The 17,772-nt window shown below is 62.3% G+C and carries 10 protein-coding genes; 4 read left to right on the top strand and 6 right to left on the bottom strand.

The annotated features are described in order from the left end of the window. Positions 1-24: 24 nt before the first annotated feature. Entirely contained in the window at positions 25-675 is a 651-nt protein-coding gene (locus tag ACB031_RS09560; RefSeq protein WP_017765952.1) for an ABC transporter ATP-binding protein, read from the bottom strand. Positions 676-679: 4 nt separating this feature from the next. Then, a complete protein-coding gene (locus ACB031_RS09555) occupies positions 680-1,480 on the bottom strand; it encodes an ABC transporter permease (RefSeq protein WP_010634345.1) in 801 nt (266 codons plus the stop codon). Positions 1,481-2,305: 825 nt separating this feature from the next. On the opposite strand from ACB031_RS09555, the gene ACB031_RS09550 reads away from it, so the two are divergent. Beyond that, on the top strand, positions 2,306-2,830 hold the full coding sequence (locus ACB031_RS09550) for an acyloxyacyl hydrolase (protein ID WP_371139675.1): 525 nt from the start codon (positions 2,306-2,308) through the stop codon (positions 2,828-2,830). Positions 2,831-2,867: 37 nt separating this feature from the next. Here ACB031_RS09550 and ACB031_RS09545 read toward each other — a convergent pair whose 3' ends face one another. The 3 genes from ACB031_RS09545 to ACB031_RS09535 all read right to left on the bottom strand — a co-directional run bounded on the left by ACB031_RS09545 (position 2,868) and on the right by ACB031_RS09535 (position 7,419). After that, a complete protein-coding gene (locus ACB031_RS09545; protein WP_005299641.1) occupies positions 2,868-3,509 on the bottom strand; it encodes an energy-coupling factor ABC transporter permease in 642 nt (213 codons plus the stop codon). Between the two features lie 86 nt (positions 3,510-3,595). Further along, positions 3,596-4,414: a pyruvate formate lyase 1-activating protein gene (gene pflA, locus ACB031_RS09540; protein ID WP_371139447.1), complete on the bottom strand. Its 819-nt coding sequence runs from the start codon at positions 4,412-4,414 to the stop codon at positions 3,596-3,598. A gap of 65 nt (positions 4,415-4,479) precedes the next feature. Continuing rightward, complete coding sequence (locus ACB031_RS09535; protein ID WP_371139446.1) at positions 4,480-7,419, bottom strand: EAL domain-containing protein; 2,940 nt, start codon at positions 7,417-7,419, stop codon at positions 4,480-4,482. A gap of 134 nt (positions 7,420-7,553) precedes the next feature. Between ACB031_RS09535 and ACB031_RS09530 the strand changes: the two genes are divergently transcribed. From ACB031_RS09530 to pbpC, 3 genes are all read left to right on the top strand, one after another. After that, on the top strand, positions 7,554-9,242 hold the full coding sequence (locus ACB031_RS09530) for an FAD-dependent oxidoreductase (protein WP_024942788.1): 1,689 nt from the start codon (positions 7,554-7,556) through the stop codon (positions 9,240-9,242). Between the two features lie 165 nt (positions 9,243-9,407). Next, entirely contained in the window at positions 9,408-14,300 is a 4,893-nt protein-coding gene (locus ACB031_RS09525; RefSeq protein ID WP_371139445.1) for an alpha-2-macroglobulin, read from the top strand. 1 nt (position 14,301) lies between these two features. Beyond that, positions 14,302-16,674, top strand: coding sequence for a penicillin-binding protein 1C (gene pbpC / locus ACB031_RS09520; protein WP_371139674.1), 2,373 nt, complete (start codon positions 14,302-14,304; stop codon positions 16,672-16,674). Positions 16,675-16,776: 102 nt separating this feature from the next. On the opposite strand, the gene ACB031_RS09515 is transcribed toward pbpC, so the two are convergent. Continuing rightward, on the bottom strand, positions 16,777-17,736 hold the full coding sequence (locus tag ACB031_RS09515) for a hypothetical protein (protein WP_099358410.1): 960 nt from the start codon (positions 17,734-17,736) through the stop codon (positions 16,777-16,779). Positions 17,737-17,772: the final 36 nt, after the last annotated feature.

Raw genomic sequence — 17,772 nt, 5'->3', positions numbered from 1 at the left:
GTGGAAATGCTTAAAAAGAAGAATTCAGAGCTTTTGGTAGACGGCGATGGCATCTTCGATGTCATCGTGCAGGGTCAATTGCCCATTTTGCAGCACAATGCCCATATCGCACTGTTGGCGCAGGGTGTTCATATCGTGCGAGACCATGATCAGGCTGGCGGTCTGCCGCTTCTGGGTAAAGACGTCGATGCACTTTTGTCTAAATCTGGCATCCCCCACCGAGGTGATCTCGTCGGTGAGGTAGATATCGAAATCAAAGGCCATGCTCACAGCAAAGGAGAATTTGGACTTCATACCGCTGGAGTAGCCCTTGATGGGCAGTTCAAAATGCTGGCCGATTTCCGAGAACTCTTTGACCCACTCCTCCACGGCTGCCGTGTCGTGCACGCCGTGAATGCGGCAGACGAAGCGGGTATTTTCGCGCCCCGTCATGCTGCCCTGAAAGCCGCCGCTCAGGGCCAGCGGCCAGGAAACCCGGCTATGGCGCGTCACCTTGCCCTTGCTCGGCATATCCATGCCCCCGAGCAACCGCAGCAGCGTCGACTTGCCCGCGCCATTGGCACCGAGAATGCCGATATTGCGATCCCCTGGCAGGGTGTAACTGACATCTTTTAGCACGTAATGGCGACCAAATTTGGTCGGGTAATATTTTGTGACGTTGTCCAGCGTGATCATAGGGTTAGCTTGCAATTAGACGGCGATGGCTGAGGCGATAGGCACTCATGGCAAACGTGAGCAATATCAGGGTAATGCCAGCCAGATAAGACCAGTTTCCACCTTGGGTCTGGTAACCGGCGATCCAGCCGGAGCGGATAAGCTCAAGGGCATGCACAACGGGATTCCACAACAGCAGATGCTGATAACTCTGTGGCACCGCCGCCAGTGGAAAGAAAACGGCGGAGATAAACATCATGGGGCGCATCAGAATGGGAAGCAGTTTTTTGGCTTCTTCGGAAAGAGATGCCGCAATACAAAACAGGGTGCCCAATGCAAACGAGAAGATCATCAGCAGACCATAGCCGGTCAGCACCGCCAGCGGGTCGGCAGGCATGGCATCAAAGCCAAACCAGATAAGTCCCAAAATAAGCACAAAGGCTACCAGCACGCCGATCAGGGTTTCCAGTACAAAGCGGGAAAACAGGGTGGCGAAGGGTGTTACCTGCCGATAGCAGAACAGCCCCTTGTTGGCACTGACTGCGGATTGCAACTGGCTGACCACGTTTTGAAACATCATAAAGGGCAGGTAACCGGCGGCGATAAAGACCGGTGCTTCCACCCCGCCGAAACCGGTGCGCTGGCGCATACCAAAGATGAAACAAAACAAGGCAATCGCAATTAGAGGATCGAGCACGGCCCAGGCGTAGCCCATCCGGTAACTGCCGAAACGGGTCTTCAGTTCACGCATCAGCAGGCCGAAGGTAACATCCTTCAGCACGGCCAGCGACGTTCGGCGATGAGTTGATAAAATGGGGGTGTTCAATTTTTAATCTTTCATCAGCGTATGAAAATCAAGAGGGGCGACTCTAGCATAAAGGTTTGGCAAAGCAGCAATGCTCTGAAAGCGAATAATTCATTGCGCAATGCGATGCAACCATATTACGTTGCCAGTGTGTTAATAATTTGTTTGTTGATTTGTTTTGTTAGGGTATAGCTACCGCACGGCAATGACATATTCCCGGCGTAAAAAGCAGATTGTGTTGAATAAAAATAAAATGGGGATGATAGCGAGGCGTAGCTTGTTGATGGCAACAAACATAAGTGGACTTGCAAAGCAAGTAATCAACCCGTGCATATGACGTCGTTCTGTGACGTGCGTCATGCTTAATTTTATTTGCGCTGCATACTACCTACCAGCTGCAATTGAGTCAACACGCATTATCAATTGTTCGTAAACGCGACCAAATAATATAACTAATTGTTGTATATGTGTTTTTTTTGAAACTTAATGGTAATTGACACGAACATGGTGAGTATTGATGGCGAAAAAATGATTAATTAAGACTTTTCTCATACATCCCCCTTCCTCAATAAAATTCTATTTTTGTGATCTGTATTTCTTGCTTTTACGTGTGTTTAGACATTTTCGCGCGACACTATTTAATTGTTCAAATAATGACCGAATATTTCCATTTGTTCTGACAAAATCAGCCTTTCTCTTGAGTTGGTAGACTATTTGACATGAAATGTTGATTTTTTTAGTTGTTAATACTCAATTGACAAACCTCCTTTTGACTGACTATGTCTGTTATGTACTCGCTTGCACTTGGACGTGGCGGCGCAAACAACAGGGATGGTGGAGGAGATGATGAACGCTAATTCGATCTTGCTTTCAGGATTGCTGGCGACCATGGCTGTCAGTACGGGAGTCTTCGCCGAGGATGACATAATGGCACTGCAGCTTGGCAAACCAGCCGAAGACGAAAAGCTCGATATCTATAGTGTCGATGTGAAATACCACCACATGTTTTGGCGTTGGGGTGACTCAGGCTGTCAGCTGGGTTTGGGTGCCCGGGGCGGCATGTTGAAGGTCGGAGATGGCAGCACTGCCAGACTAGGAACCGGAGCCAGGGCTGAGTGCCTGTGGGGTAACTGGGTAGTCTGGATCCCGGTTGAAGTGATCTGGCTGGCGGAGCATGAGTTTGGCCACCGCGGCAATGGTTTCAAGGACTATGGCGGGCCATTTCAGTTTTCAAGCGGTATTGGTCTTGGCTATGCGCTGACGCCGAACTGGCTGATTGGCTATCAATATGAGCACATGTCCAACGCCAACATGTATGAACAGAACCCGGGTCTGGATAGTCACTCCATCCACATTGAATATCGCTTCTAACCTCGCTTGTCTTTCACAAACAAGCTTAAGAGCAGGCTCAGCGGCCCAGGTATTCCCGGTCGAAGAAGGTGTTGACCCAGTGGGGGCGGTAGATGGCGAGCAGGGTCATGGTCATGCCGTTGAGCAGGGCTTCGGGGAAGAGCAGCAGTGGCCAGATGGAAAGGTAGTCGGCGCTGATGGTGTACCAGGGATAGGTGTCGCTAAGGCCCATCAGCAGGGCGCTGGCCACCACCTTGACCGAGATGGAGAGGGCGCCGCCAAGAAAGGCCACCACGAACAGGTAGACGAACAGGTGACGCGGCAGCCAGGCCCAGCTGGCCAGAAACAGCAGCCAGGTGGTGGCGACCGGCAGGGCCACGCCGATGAGGGCCTGCCAGCCGATGTCGGCCAGCGGGATGACCCCGAAGTAAGAGAGGACCAGCAGGGTGAGGCAGGGGGCGAGCAGGGCGAGGCGCCAGCCCAGCAGCAGGGTCAGGCTGGTGAGGCCGAGAAAGTGCACCTCCAGTCCTTCGTGCAGGCCGGCCCGCAGGGTCCAGAGCGGCACCAGCACGATGGCGCCGCCAAGGCAGAGGTGCTGGTAGAGCGGATTGTCGTGGAGGGTGCGCAGCAAGGTGCCACGCAGGCTGAATGTGAGCAGCAGTACCCAGAGCAGCAGGGCGGCGGCTTGTCCTTCACTCATGGCAGATCCTTGTCCGGTGACGGCATGCAGGTGGGCGAGGCCCGATGTGAAAGGGGCCGGCGTTTTCCCGGCCAGCCCCTGAGCTATCAGTATTTGACGTTGTTGTGGTACTTGGCGAGGATGCCCTGGACGCGGTCCATGGTCTCCTTGCTGGGCGGCTTGATCCCGGTGAGATCATAGGTGTCGCCCAGTACGTCCCACTTGTGCTTGCCGAGTTCGTGATAGGGCAGCAGTTCCACCTTCTCGACGCACTCTCCCAGCTCGGCGATGAACTGGCCGAGCCCTTCGGCGCTCTCGTCATCGTCCGACCAGGTCGGCACTACCACGTAGCGGATCCACATGGTCTTGCCCTTGGCGGCCAGGTAGCGGGCAAACTCCAGGGTGTACTTGTTGCTGACGTGGGTCAGCGGAATGTGCTTGTCGTCGTTGATCTGCTTGATGTCGAGCAGCACCAGATCGGTATTGTCGAGCACCTTGTCGAGCTGTTCGTCGTAGTGGCGCACGAAGCCGTTGGTATCGAGGCAGGTGTGGATGCCCTTCTCCTTGCAGGCGGAGAACAGTTCGGCGATGAAATTTTGCTGCAGCATGGCTTCGCCACCGGAGGCGGTGACGCCGCCACCCGAGGCATTCATGAAGTGGCGATAGCTGGTGATGTCGCTCATCAACTCCGGCACTGTCACCTCGCGGCCGCCCTGGGTATCCCAGGTGTCGCGGTTGTGGCAGTACTTGCAGCGCATCAGGCAGCCCTGCATGAACACGATGAAGCGTATTCCGGGGCCATCGACGGTGCCGCAGGTTTCAACGGAATGGATCCGGCCAATGACCCCGGATGTATCGGTGGTCACACTGGTTTCAGCGGCGGTGCCGCTGACTTCGACAGCAGGGATCCGATTAATGACAGACATAGACGACTCCAATGATTCGAGCAGGCCGTTATTTTATTACATAAAGCCCTATAAATCCTACATGTTTAGCCCGGTACCGGGGCACCCAGCAGGCTCTCGAGGGCTTTGGCGGTGAGCGGTCTGCTGGTCAGGAAGCCTTGATAATGCTGGCATCCGAGGGCTTTGAGGATGGCGAGCTGCTCTTCGTCCTCCACCCCTTCGGCGGTGACGGTAAAACGAAAAACCTTGGCCAGTTCCAGGATCGCCTTGACGATGGCCTTGTCCTGCTCGCTGTGCACCAGGGTCTGAATGAAGCTTCTGTCGAGCTTCACCTCGTCCGCCGGCAGATCACGCAGATAGGCGAGCGACGAGTAGCCGGTGCCGAAATCATCGATGGAGAGCAGGATGCCGAGCTCCTTGAGCTGGCGCATCCTGGCGATGCTCTCCAGCCGGTTCTCCAGCACCACGGATTCTGTCACCTCCAGCAGCAGGCGGGAGGGGGGCACCCCGGTATCGCGCAATATGTATTCCACCTGCTGCACGAAGCCTGCGGTGTGGAACTGGCGGGCGCTGACGTTGACTGACAGATGGGGAATGGCCAGCCCGCGGTTGAGCCAGAAGCTGTATTGGGCGCAGGCGGTCTTCATCACCCAGTAGCCGATGTCCTGGATGAGGCTGGTCTCCTCGGCGATGGGGATGAACTCTGCCGGCGGCACCATGCTGCCGTCGCTGCGCTGCCAGCGCAGCAGCGCCTCGATGCCGGAGAGCGCGCCGTTGTCGACCCGGTATTGCGGCTGATAGTGCAGTTGCAGCTCGTGGTGGCGCAGGGCATCGCGCAGCTGGTTGTTGAGCGCCAGCTTGCTCTTCTCCTTCTCCGCCATGGCCTCGCTGAAGAACACATAGTTGCCCTGGCCGGATCGCTTGGCCATGTGGGTAGCGGTGTCGGCCTGCTGCATCAGCACCAGGTGATCCTTGTCCTCGCTCGAGAAGAGGCTGATCCCCACCGAGGCGCTGCAGTGCAGCTTGTGATCCTCGATGTCGAACGGGATGCGAAACAGCCCCATCAGCTCGCGGGCGAAGTGTTCTGCCAGGATCTTGGCGGTAACATAACCCTGGCCCAGGGCGCTGAACAGCAGGGCGAACTCGTCCCCCGAGATGCGGGCCAGCACAAGGTTGTCCTGGGGCAGGGTCTTGAGCCGCTCCACCACCGCCTGCAGCAGCCGATCGCCGCAGGCATGGCCGAGGGAGTCGTTGATCGACTTGAAGTTGTCCAGATCCACCAGCAGCAGGGCGCCCCACTGGCCGCTGGCCTCCTGCAGGGTGCGCTGTATGATGTCGTTGAGGCTGCGGCGGTTGTAGAGGCCGCACAGATCGTCGTAGTAGGCGAGCTGCTCGATGTGGCGCGCCGCCTCCTTTTCCTGGCTGATGTCGTAGAAGCTGCAGACATAGTGGCTGATCTCGCCGTGCTCATCCTGCACCCCGCTCACCATCAAGCGGACCGGGAACAGGTGACCATCCTTGTGCAGGCAGCGCTCTTCCCCCATCCAGAACTCCTGGGCCGCCACCGCCTGGCGCACATCCTGCTTCAGGTGATCGCCATAGTAGGTGGGCCTGAGCCGGACGATATGCTGGCCGATCATCTCATCGTCGGCAAAGCCGGTGATGCGGCCAAAGGAGCGGTTGACCTTGAGGATGATCCCCTTGTGATCCATCACCAGCAGACCATCGTGGGTGTTGAAGGCCACCTCGGCCAGCCGCAGCGCATCGTCGGCGGCCAATCGTTGCAACTCGACGGCGGCCCGCTCGTGCTGGCTACTGAGGGCGTCGAGCAGCGGCATGGGGTCGGCCAGTGGCGTGTCGAGCAGCAGGGTGAGCTGGCCGATGGGGGCGCCCTGCGAGCCGTGCAGCGGAATGCCGACATAGACGGGGGCATTGAGTGCCAGCAACTGGCTGGCCTGGGGATAGCGCAGGGGCAGGTCTTCCACATAGACAGCCTGGCCGTGCTGGAACAGCTCCTGGCCAGGCCCCGGGTCCATCTGGATGGGCTTGAGCACAGAGAAGGTCTCCCCCTCCAGCACGCAGCGCGGGATCATCCAGAGATCCTGGCCGCGGGGCTGATACTCGCCAATCCAGCCGATGCGCGCGCCGCTGATGCCCATGGCCCAGCTCACCAGGGCGCGGCAGTAAGCGATGCCGGTCAGCAGGGTGAGCTCGGCAGGCAGCGTCAGCACGGCGGGCTGGACCGGTTCCGGCACTGGTTGCCAGTGGCCGAGCAACTGGGCGCTGTGACGCACCAGTTGCAGCATCTCTTCGCTCAGCGGGGTGGCGTTGAGGTATTCGAGGCTCAGCACGCCGATGAGTTTTTCCTGCTCCAGCAAGGCACCGTCCAGACGCGAGCTCACGCCGGCATTGGCCAGATAGTAGTGCTGGCTCAGCATGGGCTGGTGCGCTGCTTCCGAAAAGCTCAGGGACTTGCGGGTGCGCAGGGCGCGGATGTAGCGACTGTCGCCGCGAATGGCGGCCACGTCGTCGGCCCCCAGGTTAAAGACCGGGGTCAGCTGTTCGCTGCCGAGGGGCCCGTTGGCCTGATAGTGCCAGAGGATGAGGCGATCGGCCCCCAGGCTCTCCTTGAGGGCCTCCAGCATGGCGGCAAACTGCTGCTGGCTCGCCATCTGGCTCAGGCGTGGCAGTTGTAGCGCCAGGTCGGCCACCGGCTCCTGGCGCAGGGTCTGCAGGCAGATGAGCCAGAAGGCGTCTTGTTCGTGGGAGAGGGCAATGTGCCACTGCTGGCCAGCAAAGCGCAGCACCAGCTTGCCGCCTTGGCCGTTGCTGAGGGCCTGTTCGATGGGCAGGCGCAGCGCATCCGGCAGCTGGGCCGGCCAGGGGCCCCTTGGCTCATCGAGCCAGTAGAGCGGGGTTTGCATCACATCGGTCAACGCGACCAGCCGTTGGCTGCGCACGTCCAGACGAAAGAACAGCGGTGTCTGGTTGGCAGAAGAGAGATGACTGAGCGCGGTTGACGACATGAACTGATAACATCCTGTTGAACGACTGTCGGGTGGCAAGAATACTGCAAAATCGGTGCAAACAAAATTTCATTGAAATCTAAATTAGAAAATACTAATTTAATGTCAATTTGTCGTTGACTGGAGTCTTGCTGATGAAACGGATCCTGATTGTAGGCGGGGTAGCGGGGGGCGCGTCTGCTGCCGCCAGAGCCCGCCGTCTGAGCGAAGAGGCGGAAATTGTGATGTTCGAGCGGGGCGAGTTCGTCAGCTTCGCCAACTGCGGGCTGCCTTATCACATCGGTGGTGACATCCCCAACCGGGATGCCCTGCTGTTGCAGACCCCCCAAAGCTTCAAACGCCGCTTCAACGTGGATGTGCGGGTCTTTCACGACGTCATCGAGATAGACAAGGCCGGCAAGAGCCTGCTGGTGCGCAACCTGCTGACCGGTGAAGAGCGGCGCGAACCCTACGACGTGCTGCTGCTTAGCCCGGGCGCGGCCCCCATCCGGCCTCCCTTCCCCGGCATCGACAGCCCGGGTGTGCACACCCTGCGCAATATTCCCGACATGGATCGCATTCTGGCGGCGCTGGCGCACGATCAGCCGCGCCATGTCACCGTGGTGGGGGGCGGTTTCATCGGGCTGGAGATGATGGAAGCGCTGCACCAGCGCAAGCTGGACGTCACTTTGCTGGAGCTCTCCGATCAGGTGATGGCACCGGTGGATAAGGAGATGGCCAACATGCTCCATGCCCGCATCCGGGAGGAGGGGATCGACCTGCGCCTGCGCACCGGCCTCTCCGCCATCGAGAGTCTGGATGTGCTAGCGGAAAAAACTGCTGCCGTGGCCACTGAACAACGGGGTGGGCTGCGACTGACCCTGAGCGATGGCACCCGGCTCGATACCGGCTTGCTGATCCTGGCCATCGGCGTCAAGCCCGAGACCCTGCTCGCAGCCAAGGCGGGGCTGGACCTGGGGCCCCGCGGCGGCATCAAGGTGGATGTCGCCATGCGCACCTCGGATCCCTTCATCTATGCGGTGGGGGATGCGGTGGAGGAGACCGACTTCGTCACCGGCGAGTCTGTGCTGATCCCGCTGGCGGGGCCTGCCAATCGGCAGGGGCGCATCGCCGCCGACAACATGCTGGGCCGCGCCGAAACCTACAAGAAGACCCAGGGTACCGCCATCTGCAAGCTGTTCGATCTGGCGGTGGCCAGCACCGGGCTGAACGAGAAGCGGCTGCTGCAGCTGGGGCTGCCGTTCGAGAAGGCCTATGTCCACCCGGGCAGCCACGCCGGTTACTACCCCGGTGCTCACCCGGTCAGCCTCAAGCTGCTGTTTGCCCCCGATGGCAAGATTTACGGCGCCCAGGCCATCGGCAAGGACGGGGTCGACAAGCGCATCGACGTGCTGGCGGTGGCCCAGCGCGCCGGTCTCACCGTGTTCGATCTGCAGGATCTGGAACTCACCTATGCACCGCCCTTCGGCTCGGCCAAGGACGTGATCAACATGGCGGGCTTTGTGGCCAGCAACCACTTGAAGGGGGATACCCTGCTCTGCCACGCAGCCGAGGTAGAGGCTCGTCACCCCCATCAGCAGGTGCTGGACGTGCGCAATGGCCCCGAGCTCGACAAGCTGGGTCGCATTCCGGGGGCGATGCACATTCCTCTGGATGAGCTGCGCAATCGCCTTCATGAACTGCCCAAGGATAAAGAGCTGCTCATCAGCTGCCAGGTGGGCTTGCGCGGCCACGTGGCCTGTCGCCTGCTGAGCCAGCACGGCTTCAAGGTGAAAAACCTCTCCGGCGGCTTCAAGACCTGGCAGATGGCGGTGATGGAGTAACCCGCCACAGCCGCAAGCGAGCGCCGACCCCAGGGTCGGCGCTGTTGCATCTGGCGGGGGGCCGCCGGCGTTTTAACGCAATGAGCTTTGTGTCAAGCGAGCCTGATCCCTTATCCTGTTGGCTATTGCGCTGCACTGGCAGCGAGCCAATCAGGGATGACATTTATGCGCCGCGTCGACTCTCACCCTCGCTTCTCTCGTTCCTCACCGCAACAGACGGCCGCCCCCGGGGGCCGTTGGCTGGTCCTGCTGCTGGCGGGATTCACGGCGCTGCTGCTGAGCGGCTGCGGCCCCGACAAGCCTGTCGCCAATGAGCCGACCACGCAAGCGGCTGCCGCGCAGCAGGAAGCGGGCGCACCAAGCGCCGTAGTGCAGGCCAATGCCCGCCAATACCGCGATGCCCCTGCGCTGGCGCTGGTCTTCTCCGGCCCCCTGACCCCCAAGGCGAACTGGCAAAGCTGGCTTGCAGTCAGCGAGGGGGGCAAGCAGGTGCAGGGGGAGTGGATCCTCGCCGACGATGGTCGCACCCTCTATTTCCCGAACGTTCAGCCCGACAAGAGCTACGAGGTGAGCCTCAAGGCTGGGCTGGGCCCATCCCCCCAGAGCTGGACCCTCAAGACCCGGCCGCTGGAGGCAGGAGCCTCCTTTACCGCCAGCGGCATGGTATTGCCGCTGCGTCAGGAACTTCGCCTGCCCATCAGCGCGGTCAACGTGGACGAGGTCAATATCGACTTCTTCCGGGTCGATGCGGAATATCTGCCCCGTTTTCTGACCGAGTATCGCCCCGGTGCCGGCATGGGCAACTGGGAGCTTGAGCAGATCACCAAGCGGGCCAAGCGGGTGTTCAGCGGCCGCTATGCGCTGGAGCTCGATGCCAACCGGCGCGAGACCCGCCTTATCAATGTGAAGGAGCCGCAGCTGGCAGAGGCTGGCGTCTACTTTGCGGTGATGTCGCCCCTTGGCAACTACGACTGGCGCAAGGAGACCACCTATTTCGCGGTGAGCGATATGGGGCTCAGTGCCCGCCGTTACCGCGATCAGCTGGAAGTGTTCGTGAGCTCTCTGGCCAGCGCCGACCCGCTCAAGGATGTGCAGCTCTCCCTGCTCGACGAGAAGGGCAACCGGCTGCAGGTGCAAACCACCGATCCCCAAGGCCATCGCCGCTTCGATCAGGTGCAGGGGGCCCGCCTGCTGCTGGCCGAGCAGGGCAACCATCTGGCGGTGCTGCGCCTCGACGGGGCGGCGCTCGATCTCTCCACCTTCGATCTCGGCACCCAGCCTTGGCAGGCCCAGCAGCTCTATCTGTTCAGCGGGCGAGATCTCTATCGCCCCGGCGAGCGGCTCGACAGCGAGATCCTGCTCAAGGGCCAGGATGGCCAGCTGCTGCCGGGGATGGCGGTGGAGCTGGAGGTGAAGCAGCCGGATGGCCAGCTGCTCGAACAAAAGCGGCTGCTGCCGGATAGCCTGGGCGCCGCCCACTACGGCCTGCGCCTGCCGGACGATGCCCCGCTCGGGCGCTGGACCATCAACCTCAAGACCTCTGCCGGCAGCCGCTTCGAGTGGCCTTTCCTAGTGGAGGAGTTTTTGCCGGAACGGCTGAAACTGCAGCTTGGCAAGGGGCCGGATGGGGACGTCACGGATCTGGACGCTGCCCTGACGCTGCCGCTGCAGGGGGACTATCTCTACGGCGCGCCAGCCAGTGCCACCAAGGCCAAGGCGGAGGTAAAAATCAGCCGCGCCACCATGCCCTTTACCCAGTGGCAGGAGTTCACTCTGGGTGACGTGCTGCTCGCCGAGCAGGCCAAGGATCTCGAGCCCCTCAACATCACCCTCGATGCGCAGGGGCAGGGGACTTTTTCGCTGGCTGATGAGCTCGATGGTGTGCGCGCCCTCGGGCCGCTGGAGGTGGCCTATCGGGTGTCGCTTTCCGAACCCGGTGGCCGCGCCGTCAATCGCAGCCGCACCCAGTATGGCTGGCCAGCGGGCAGCCAGTGGCCGGCGCTCAAGGCCGACTTTGTGGCGGATCGGGTGGAAGGGGGCAAGCCGCTCCCCTTCCAGATCCTCAACCTCGATGCGCAAGGTCAACCGGTGGCGGGAGCGGTGAAGGTGCGCCTTATCAACGAGTACCGCGATTACTACTGGCACTACGCTGATGGCGAGGGGTGGAAGTACGAGTTCAACAGTCAGCCCTATCTGGAGCAGGAGCAGACCCTGCAGCTGGATGGCAAGGGGCCGACCCCGCTCACGCTGCAACTGGCGGCGGGCTGGTATCGATTGGAGGTGGAGAACAGCCAGGGCCATCAATCGAGCCTGCGGGTGGAAATAGGCAGTTACGCCTGGGGCGGCGGTGGCGAGCAGGCTCGGCCCGACAAGATTGCCATCACCCTCGACAAGCGCGCCTACCAGGCGGGTGACAAGGCCAAAGTGACGTTGGTTGCCCCGCGCCCCGGCAAGGGGCTCTTGTTGGTGGAAGATGGCGACGGCCTGCGCTGGTGGCAGCGCATCGAGCTCAAGGGGGAGGGTGGCGATGCCAAGGATGCCCGCGGCGAGTTCGAGATCCCGGTCAGCCCCGAGTGGCAGCGCCATGACCTGCATATCTCGGCCCAGATCGCCGCGCCAGACAGTGCCTCCAAACCGGCTGGCAAGCAGCAGGGGCAGAGCCTGCGCTCGGTCGGCCTGGTGCCGCTCACCCTGGATCGGGAAGCGCGCCGTCTGCCGCTCACCCTGAGTGCGCCGGATAAAGCGGTGCCGCTTACCCGACTGGAGGTGACAGCCACCTCCACCCCCAACAGTCAGGGGCGGGTGGTGCTGGCGGCGGTGGATCGGGGTGTGCTCAATATCAGCGATTATCAACCCCTCGACCCGTTCGAGATCTTCTTTGGCCGCAAGCGCTTCGCCCAAGATTTGTTCGACAACTACGGTCAGGTGATCCCGCCGCAGGATGGCAAGCTGGCCCGCCTCAACTATGGGGGCGATCGGGCGCCGCTGAAAAAGGGCGGCGCGCTGGAGAGTCGGGTCGAGATCGCCGCACTGTGGAGTGGCGAGGTGAGTTTTGATGAGAGCGGCAAGGCGGTGATCCCACTCGACCTGCCCAACTTCAACGGCGAGCTGGCGCTGATGGCGCTGGCCTGGAACGAACAGCAAGTGGGTGAGGCCGAGCGGGCCGTCAAGGTGGTGGCGCCCTTGGTGGCCGAGATCGGCTGGCCGCGCTTTGGCGCCAGAGGGGATGAGACCCGGGCGCTGGTGCAGCTGCGCAACATGAGCGGCGAGGATCAGACCCTCTCCCTTGTCTGGACCCTCAACGGCGGGCTAAAGGCAAACGGCGAGCTGCCCGGCACCCTTGCCCTTAAAAATGGCGAGGAGCAGTGGCTGACCCTGCCGCTCACCGTGACCGGGGCGAGCGGTGTGGCGAGCTTGCAGTTGGCGGCCAGCGGCAAGGATTTTGCCATCAGCCGCGACTGGACTTTGCCGCTGCGCTCCCCCTGGCCGGCCCAGACTCGTCAACGCTACCAGATGCTGGCCCCCGGTCAGCAGATGAGCTTTACGCCAGCTGAGCTGGCCGGGCTGGATCGCGCCAACCTGCAGGGGCTGCTCAGCCTCTCCGGCACTCCCCCCTGGGATCCGGCTGCCCAGTGGCAGGCGCTGGCTGACTACCCCTATGCCTGTCTGGAGCAGACCCTGTCTCGTGCCTGGCCTTACTTGCTGACCACGGCCGATGAGCGGGCCGCCTGGCGCAGACCCGCAGAGGGCAAGAAAGCGGCGAGCGAGGCAGATGTGCAGCGCGCCCTGCTGCAACGGCTGCAGCGGTTGCAACTGCCAAGCGGCGGCTTTGGCCTCTGGGATGGTCGCTCCGACGAGGAGCAGTGGCTCACCGCCTATGCCGCCGACTACCTGCTGGCGCGCAAGGAGGCAGGCGATGCAGTCCCTGAGGCAATGCTCAATCAGGCGCTGAACCGGCTGCAAAGCTATCTCACCGACAGTCAGTATGGTGAGCGCTGGAGCAGTGCCCCCGAGCACAGCCGACTGGCCTATCAGGCTTACAGTGCCTATGTGCTGGCCAGGGTAGGCAAGGCGCCGCTCGCTACCCTGCGTCTTATCTGGGAGCAGCAGGCCGATCACGCCCGCTCAGGTTTGCCGCTTTTGCACCTCTCGCTGGCCCTCTCGGCCATGGGGGATGAGCAGAACGCCGCCAAGGCCCTCAGCCGGGCATTGGCGACCGAGCGTGGTGACGACTATCTCGGGGATTACGGCTCGCCGCTGCGCGATGAAGCCCTTGAGTTCTCCTTGCTGCGTCAGCACAAGCTGGCTGCGGAGAGCTGGTCAGCCCTCAGTGCCAAGGTGGCCGATACCCTGGCCCATCGTCAGTGGCTCAGCACTCAGGAGCGGCTCGCCCTGCTGCGACTCGCCCGTTTCGATCCGGCCGTCGACTGGCAGGCCAAGGTAACTTCCTCTCTTGGCAGTGGATCCCTGAGCGGTTCGGCTCCGCTGCAGCAGGGCGCCCCCGAGGCGCTGGCGGCGAGCTCCGTCACCAACGAGGGCAAGGGATCCCTCTATGTGCAGCGCACTCTGGTAGGTTACCCCGAACAGGCTCCGGCACGGATCAGCAAGGGGATGAGCGTGACCCGCAGCTGGTTCAACAGCGATGGTCAGCCGTTTGATCCCGCCAAGGTGAAGGTCGGCGATCTGGTGGTGGTGCGGCTCAACGTCAGCAGTGAATCGGCGGTGCCCGATGCCCTGCTGGTGGAGATGGTGCCCGCCGGCTTCGAGCTGGAGAACCCGGCCCTTGGCAACAGCATCAAGCTGGAAGAGCTCTCCATCGAGGGGAAACCGGCGTGGCAGAGCGAGTGGAACGATTATCTCAAGCATCAGGAGTTTCGCGATGACCGCTACACGGCAGCGCTGGATCTGAGCGAGGGGAGCAACCAGCAACTGGTCTACCTGATGCGGGCGGTGACGCCGGGTCGCTATCAGGTGCCGCCGACCCAGGTGGAGGATATGTACCGTCCCGAGCTGCGGGCTGTGGGTGAGGATATCCATGAGGTGATCATCTCTGAGTAACATTCCCTCCCTTGAGCGGGTTCGCCCGCTCACTTTCTGGCAGCGTGGCTGGCTGAAATTAGGTCGCACTGGCCGCGCTGGCTGGCGCTGGCTTGGTCGCCTGCCACGCTGGCTGCGTTGCTCGGTGCTGGGCGTTGTAGCACTGCTCCTGTCATTGCTGGCGCTGGATCGACTCTTCCCGCCGCCACCGCTCGACCCGGCCTATGCGCGGGTGGTGCTCGACATGAAGTGGCGGCCACTGCGCGCCTTTGCCGATACCAGCGGGGTGTGGCGCTACCCCGTGACCCTGGAGCAGGTCTCCCCCCGCTATATCGAGGCGCTGCTCGGCTACGAGGATCGCTACTTCTGGCGTCATCCCGGGGTCAATCCGGTGGCCATGGTGCGCGGGGTCTGGCAGTGGCTGCGCTATGGGCGAGCCGTGTCGGGCGGCTCGACCCTCACCATGCAGGTGGCGCGTCTTATCGAACCCTACCACAGGAGTGTGCCCGGCAAGCTGCGCCAGATGGCCCGCGCGCTGCAGTTGGAGTGGCACTACGACAAGCGCACCCTGCTCACCGTCTACCTCAACCGGGCGCCGTTTGGCGGCAACCTGGAGGGGGTGCAGGCAGCAAGTTTTGCCTATCTCGGCAAGAGTGCGGCCAAGCTGACCTATGCCGAGGCGGCGCTGTTGGCGGTGCTGCCGCAGGCTCCCAGCCGCAACCGGCCGGACCGCCATCCCGAGCGGGCCCGCACCGCCCGTGACAAGGTGATGCAGCGACTGGTAGCGCAGGGTGTCTGGCCCGAACAGGCGTGGTTGGAGGGACGTATCGAGCCGGTGCTGGCCCGCGGTCACTTCACGCCGATGGAGGCGCCGCTCTTTGCCCGTCTCGCCGCCGACAATCAGGCCGGGGCGCTGGTGCACACCACCATCGACGGCGATCTGCAGCGCTGGCTGGAGGGGCGGGTGGCGAGCTATATCCGTCGCTTCCCTGAGCAGACCTCAGCGGCGCTGCTGTTGGTAGATAACAAAACCATGGCGGTGCGCGCCTATGTAGGCAGCGCCGAGTATGGCAATTTGCGCCGCCACGGTTACCTCGACATGGTGCAGGCGATCCGCTCTCCCGGCTCTACGCTGAAGCCCTTCATCTACGGTCTGGCCATGGATGAAGGGTTGGTGCACTCGGCCTCCTTGCTCTCCGATGCGCCAAGGCTGGGGTCTGACTATCGTCCCGCCAACTTTTCCGGCGCCTTTCAGGGGCCGGTGACCCTGGCCCAAGCGCTGCAGCAATCCCTCAACGTGCCAGCGGTGCAGGTGCTGGAGGCGCTCGGGGCCGACAAGTTGGTCAGCCGCCTCGACAACGCCGGGGTGCGGCTGGCCCTCTCCGATAAGCCCAATCCGGCCATCGCGCTGGGGGCGGCGGGGATCCGGCTCGAGCAGCTGGTGGCGCTCTACAGTGCGCTGACCCGACAGGGGCAGGTGGCGATGCCGGTCTGGCTGGCGGGGCAGCAGGCGGTGTCACGTCCCTTGCTGAGCCCGGGGGCGGCCTGGATCATCTGGCAGATATTGAGCGCGCAGGGGCGGGCGGACCAGCCCTTTGCCAGCGAAGCGACCGGCCGGGTCAACCGACTGGCCTGGAAGACTGGTACCAGCTATGGCTATCGCGACAGCTGGGCGATGGGGGTCTCAGGTCGCTGGACCATCGGCGTCTGGTTGGGGCGCCCGGATGGTACCCCTATGCCCGGCTTTTACGGCCAGAGCGCGGCGGTGCCGCTGCTGCTCTCGGTCTACTCGCGGCTGGCTGACAACAGTCCCCTGCCGGCACAACCCAACACGGTGAGCGAGGCCGAAGTTTGCTGGCCGCTGGGGCGCAAGGCGAGCGCGACCCTGCCTGAGGCCTGTCTGCAGCGCCAGAGCGCCTGGCTGCTGGAAGGGCGCGATCCCCCCACCTTGCCGGATCCCATGGATTGGCCTTCGCCGCTGCGCCAGGTTGCGTTGACCGTTCAGGGAAAACCCACTCTGAGCCGCTGTCAGGATGCGGCGCAATCCGGTTTTCGGGCGCTCTGGCCATTGTCGCTGGAGCCGTGGCGGGTGCCTGGCGAGCGGCGCCAGGCGCTGCTGGCGAGTGGTTGCAAGGGGGAGGGGCAGAGCACCGAGCTGCAGGCCCCCATTCGCATCTTGGCGCTGGGGGAGGGTAACCTTGTTCGCAGCCAGCGCTATCGGCTGCAGCCCAAGGTGCTGGGGGGCGTCGGCAAGCCGGCCTGGTTTCTCAACGGTCAGCGGCTGCGCTGGGACGGGGATCAGGTGCTGAGTGAGGCGGGTCGCTACCAGCTGGTGGTGGTGGATGAGGCGGGCAACAGCGATCGCATCGAGTTTCGGCTGGAGAATCCCTCCTGAGGGGAGGCGCCTCTCTTTGGGGTGTCAGAATATTGACGACATCGGGGGGATGGCTCCGATGCCGTCAGCGGATTGTCGATTTCCCCGCAGGGCGTCGCGGAGTCAGGGCTTGACCTGACCCAGCCGGGTGAAGAAGTGCTGACTCTTGCGCTGGTGGAAGTGGCTCTTCTTGATGGAGTGAAACACCAGCTTGCTGTCCGGATGGCTCGCCTTGAGGCGATGGATCATCGCCATGGCAGGCAGGCCAGTACTGACGAGCGTAGTGAGCGGCAGGCTCTGGGTCTGCGGCCCCAGCAGCTGGTTTAGCCCCTGCTGGGCCTGCTCGAAGCGGGTCAGCACGGCGGGCTCGGCGTAGCCGCTGCCCAGCATGGCGAGCAGGGCATCGAGCGCCTGATTGAACTCGGCCAGTTGCTGGCGAAAGCCGCTGCGGCTGCGCAGGGCGATCAGCTCTGCAAACGGGATGTCGGCCAGGTGAGTGGGCACTTGCAGCGGGATCTCCAGATGGAAGCAATCCTGGCCACCGCGGTTGTGATAGCGCGATTCGAGCAGGTGGAGCAGCCGGTCCAGATAGTCGTGATCGGTGATGAGGGCCCCCTCATTGGCGAGTGCCCACTCGCGGGCGAGCCGCATGGAGAGCAGGTTGGCAAAGCGGCGCGCCATCCTGAACCCGCCCTCCTCCCGGCTGGCAAAACCGTGGGCCAGGCAAAAGCCGTGCAGCCGCTCCAGCCCCGCCTGGGCCGGGCAGAAACAGTCGTGGTTGGCCGGCGTGCGCCAGCGCCCGATCAGCTCCTTGTTGCCAAACACCTTGTGACGCACGAAGTCGGGGGCGATAAGGCCGGCAATCTGACTCTCTATCTGGGGGGTGATGGCGGCAAAGAAGGCGGCATCCGGCCGCTCGGCCAGCAGATCCGTCTCCTGCTCGAGGGTTTGCAGCAGGGCGGTGAGGCCGCTCTTCTCACTGACGGTGAAGACGAAGGCGAGCCGCTCCAGATAGAGCAGGGCAAACTTGAGCCACAGCTCGTCGCGCACTTCCATGCCGGGGTAGTAGATATAGGTCTTCATCGAATGGGTCTGTGGTCAGGAATGTTGCCAGGGCGC

Source organism: Aeromonas sp. S8(2024) (assembly GCF_041403085.1).
GTDB lineage: Bacteria > Pseudomonadota > Gammaproteobacteria > Enterobacterales > Aeromonadaceae > Aeromonas > Aeromonas dhakensis.
The sequence above is the reverse complement of the archived record's forward strand: the minus strand, read 5'-3'. Positions and strand labels throughout refer to the sequence as shown.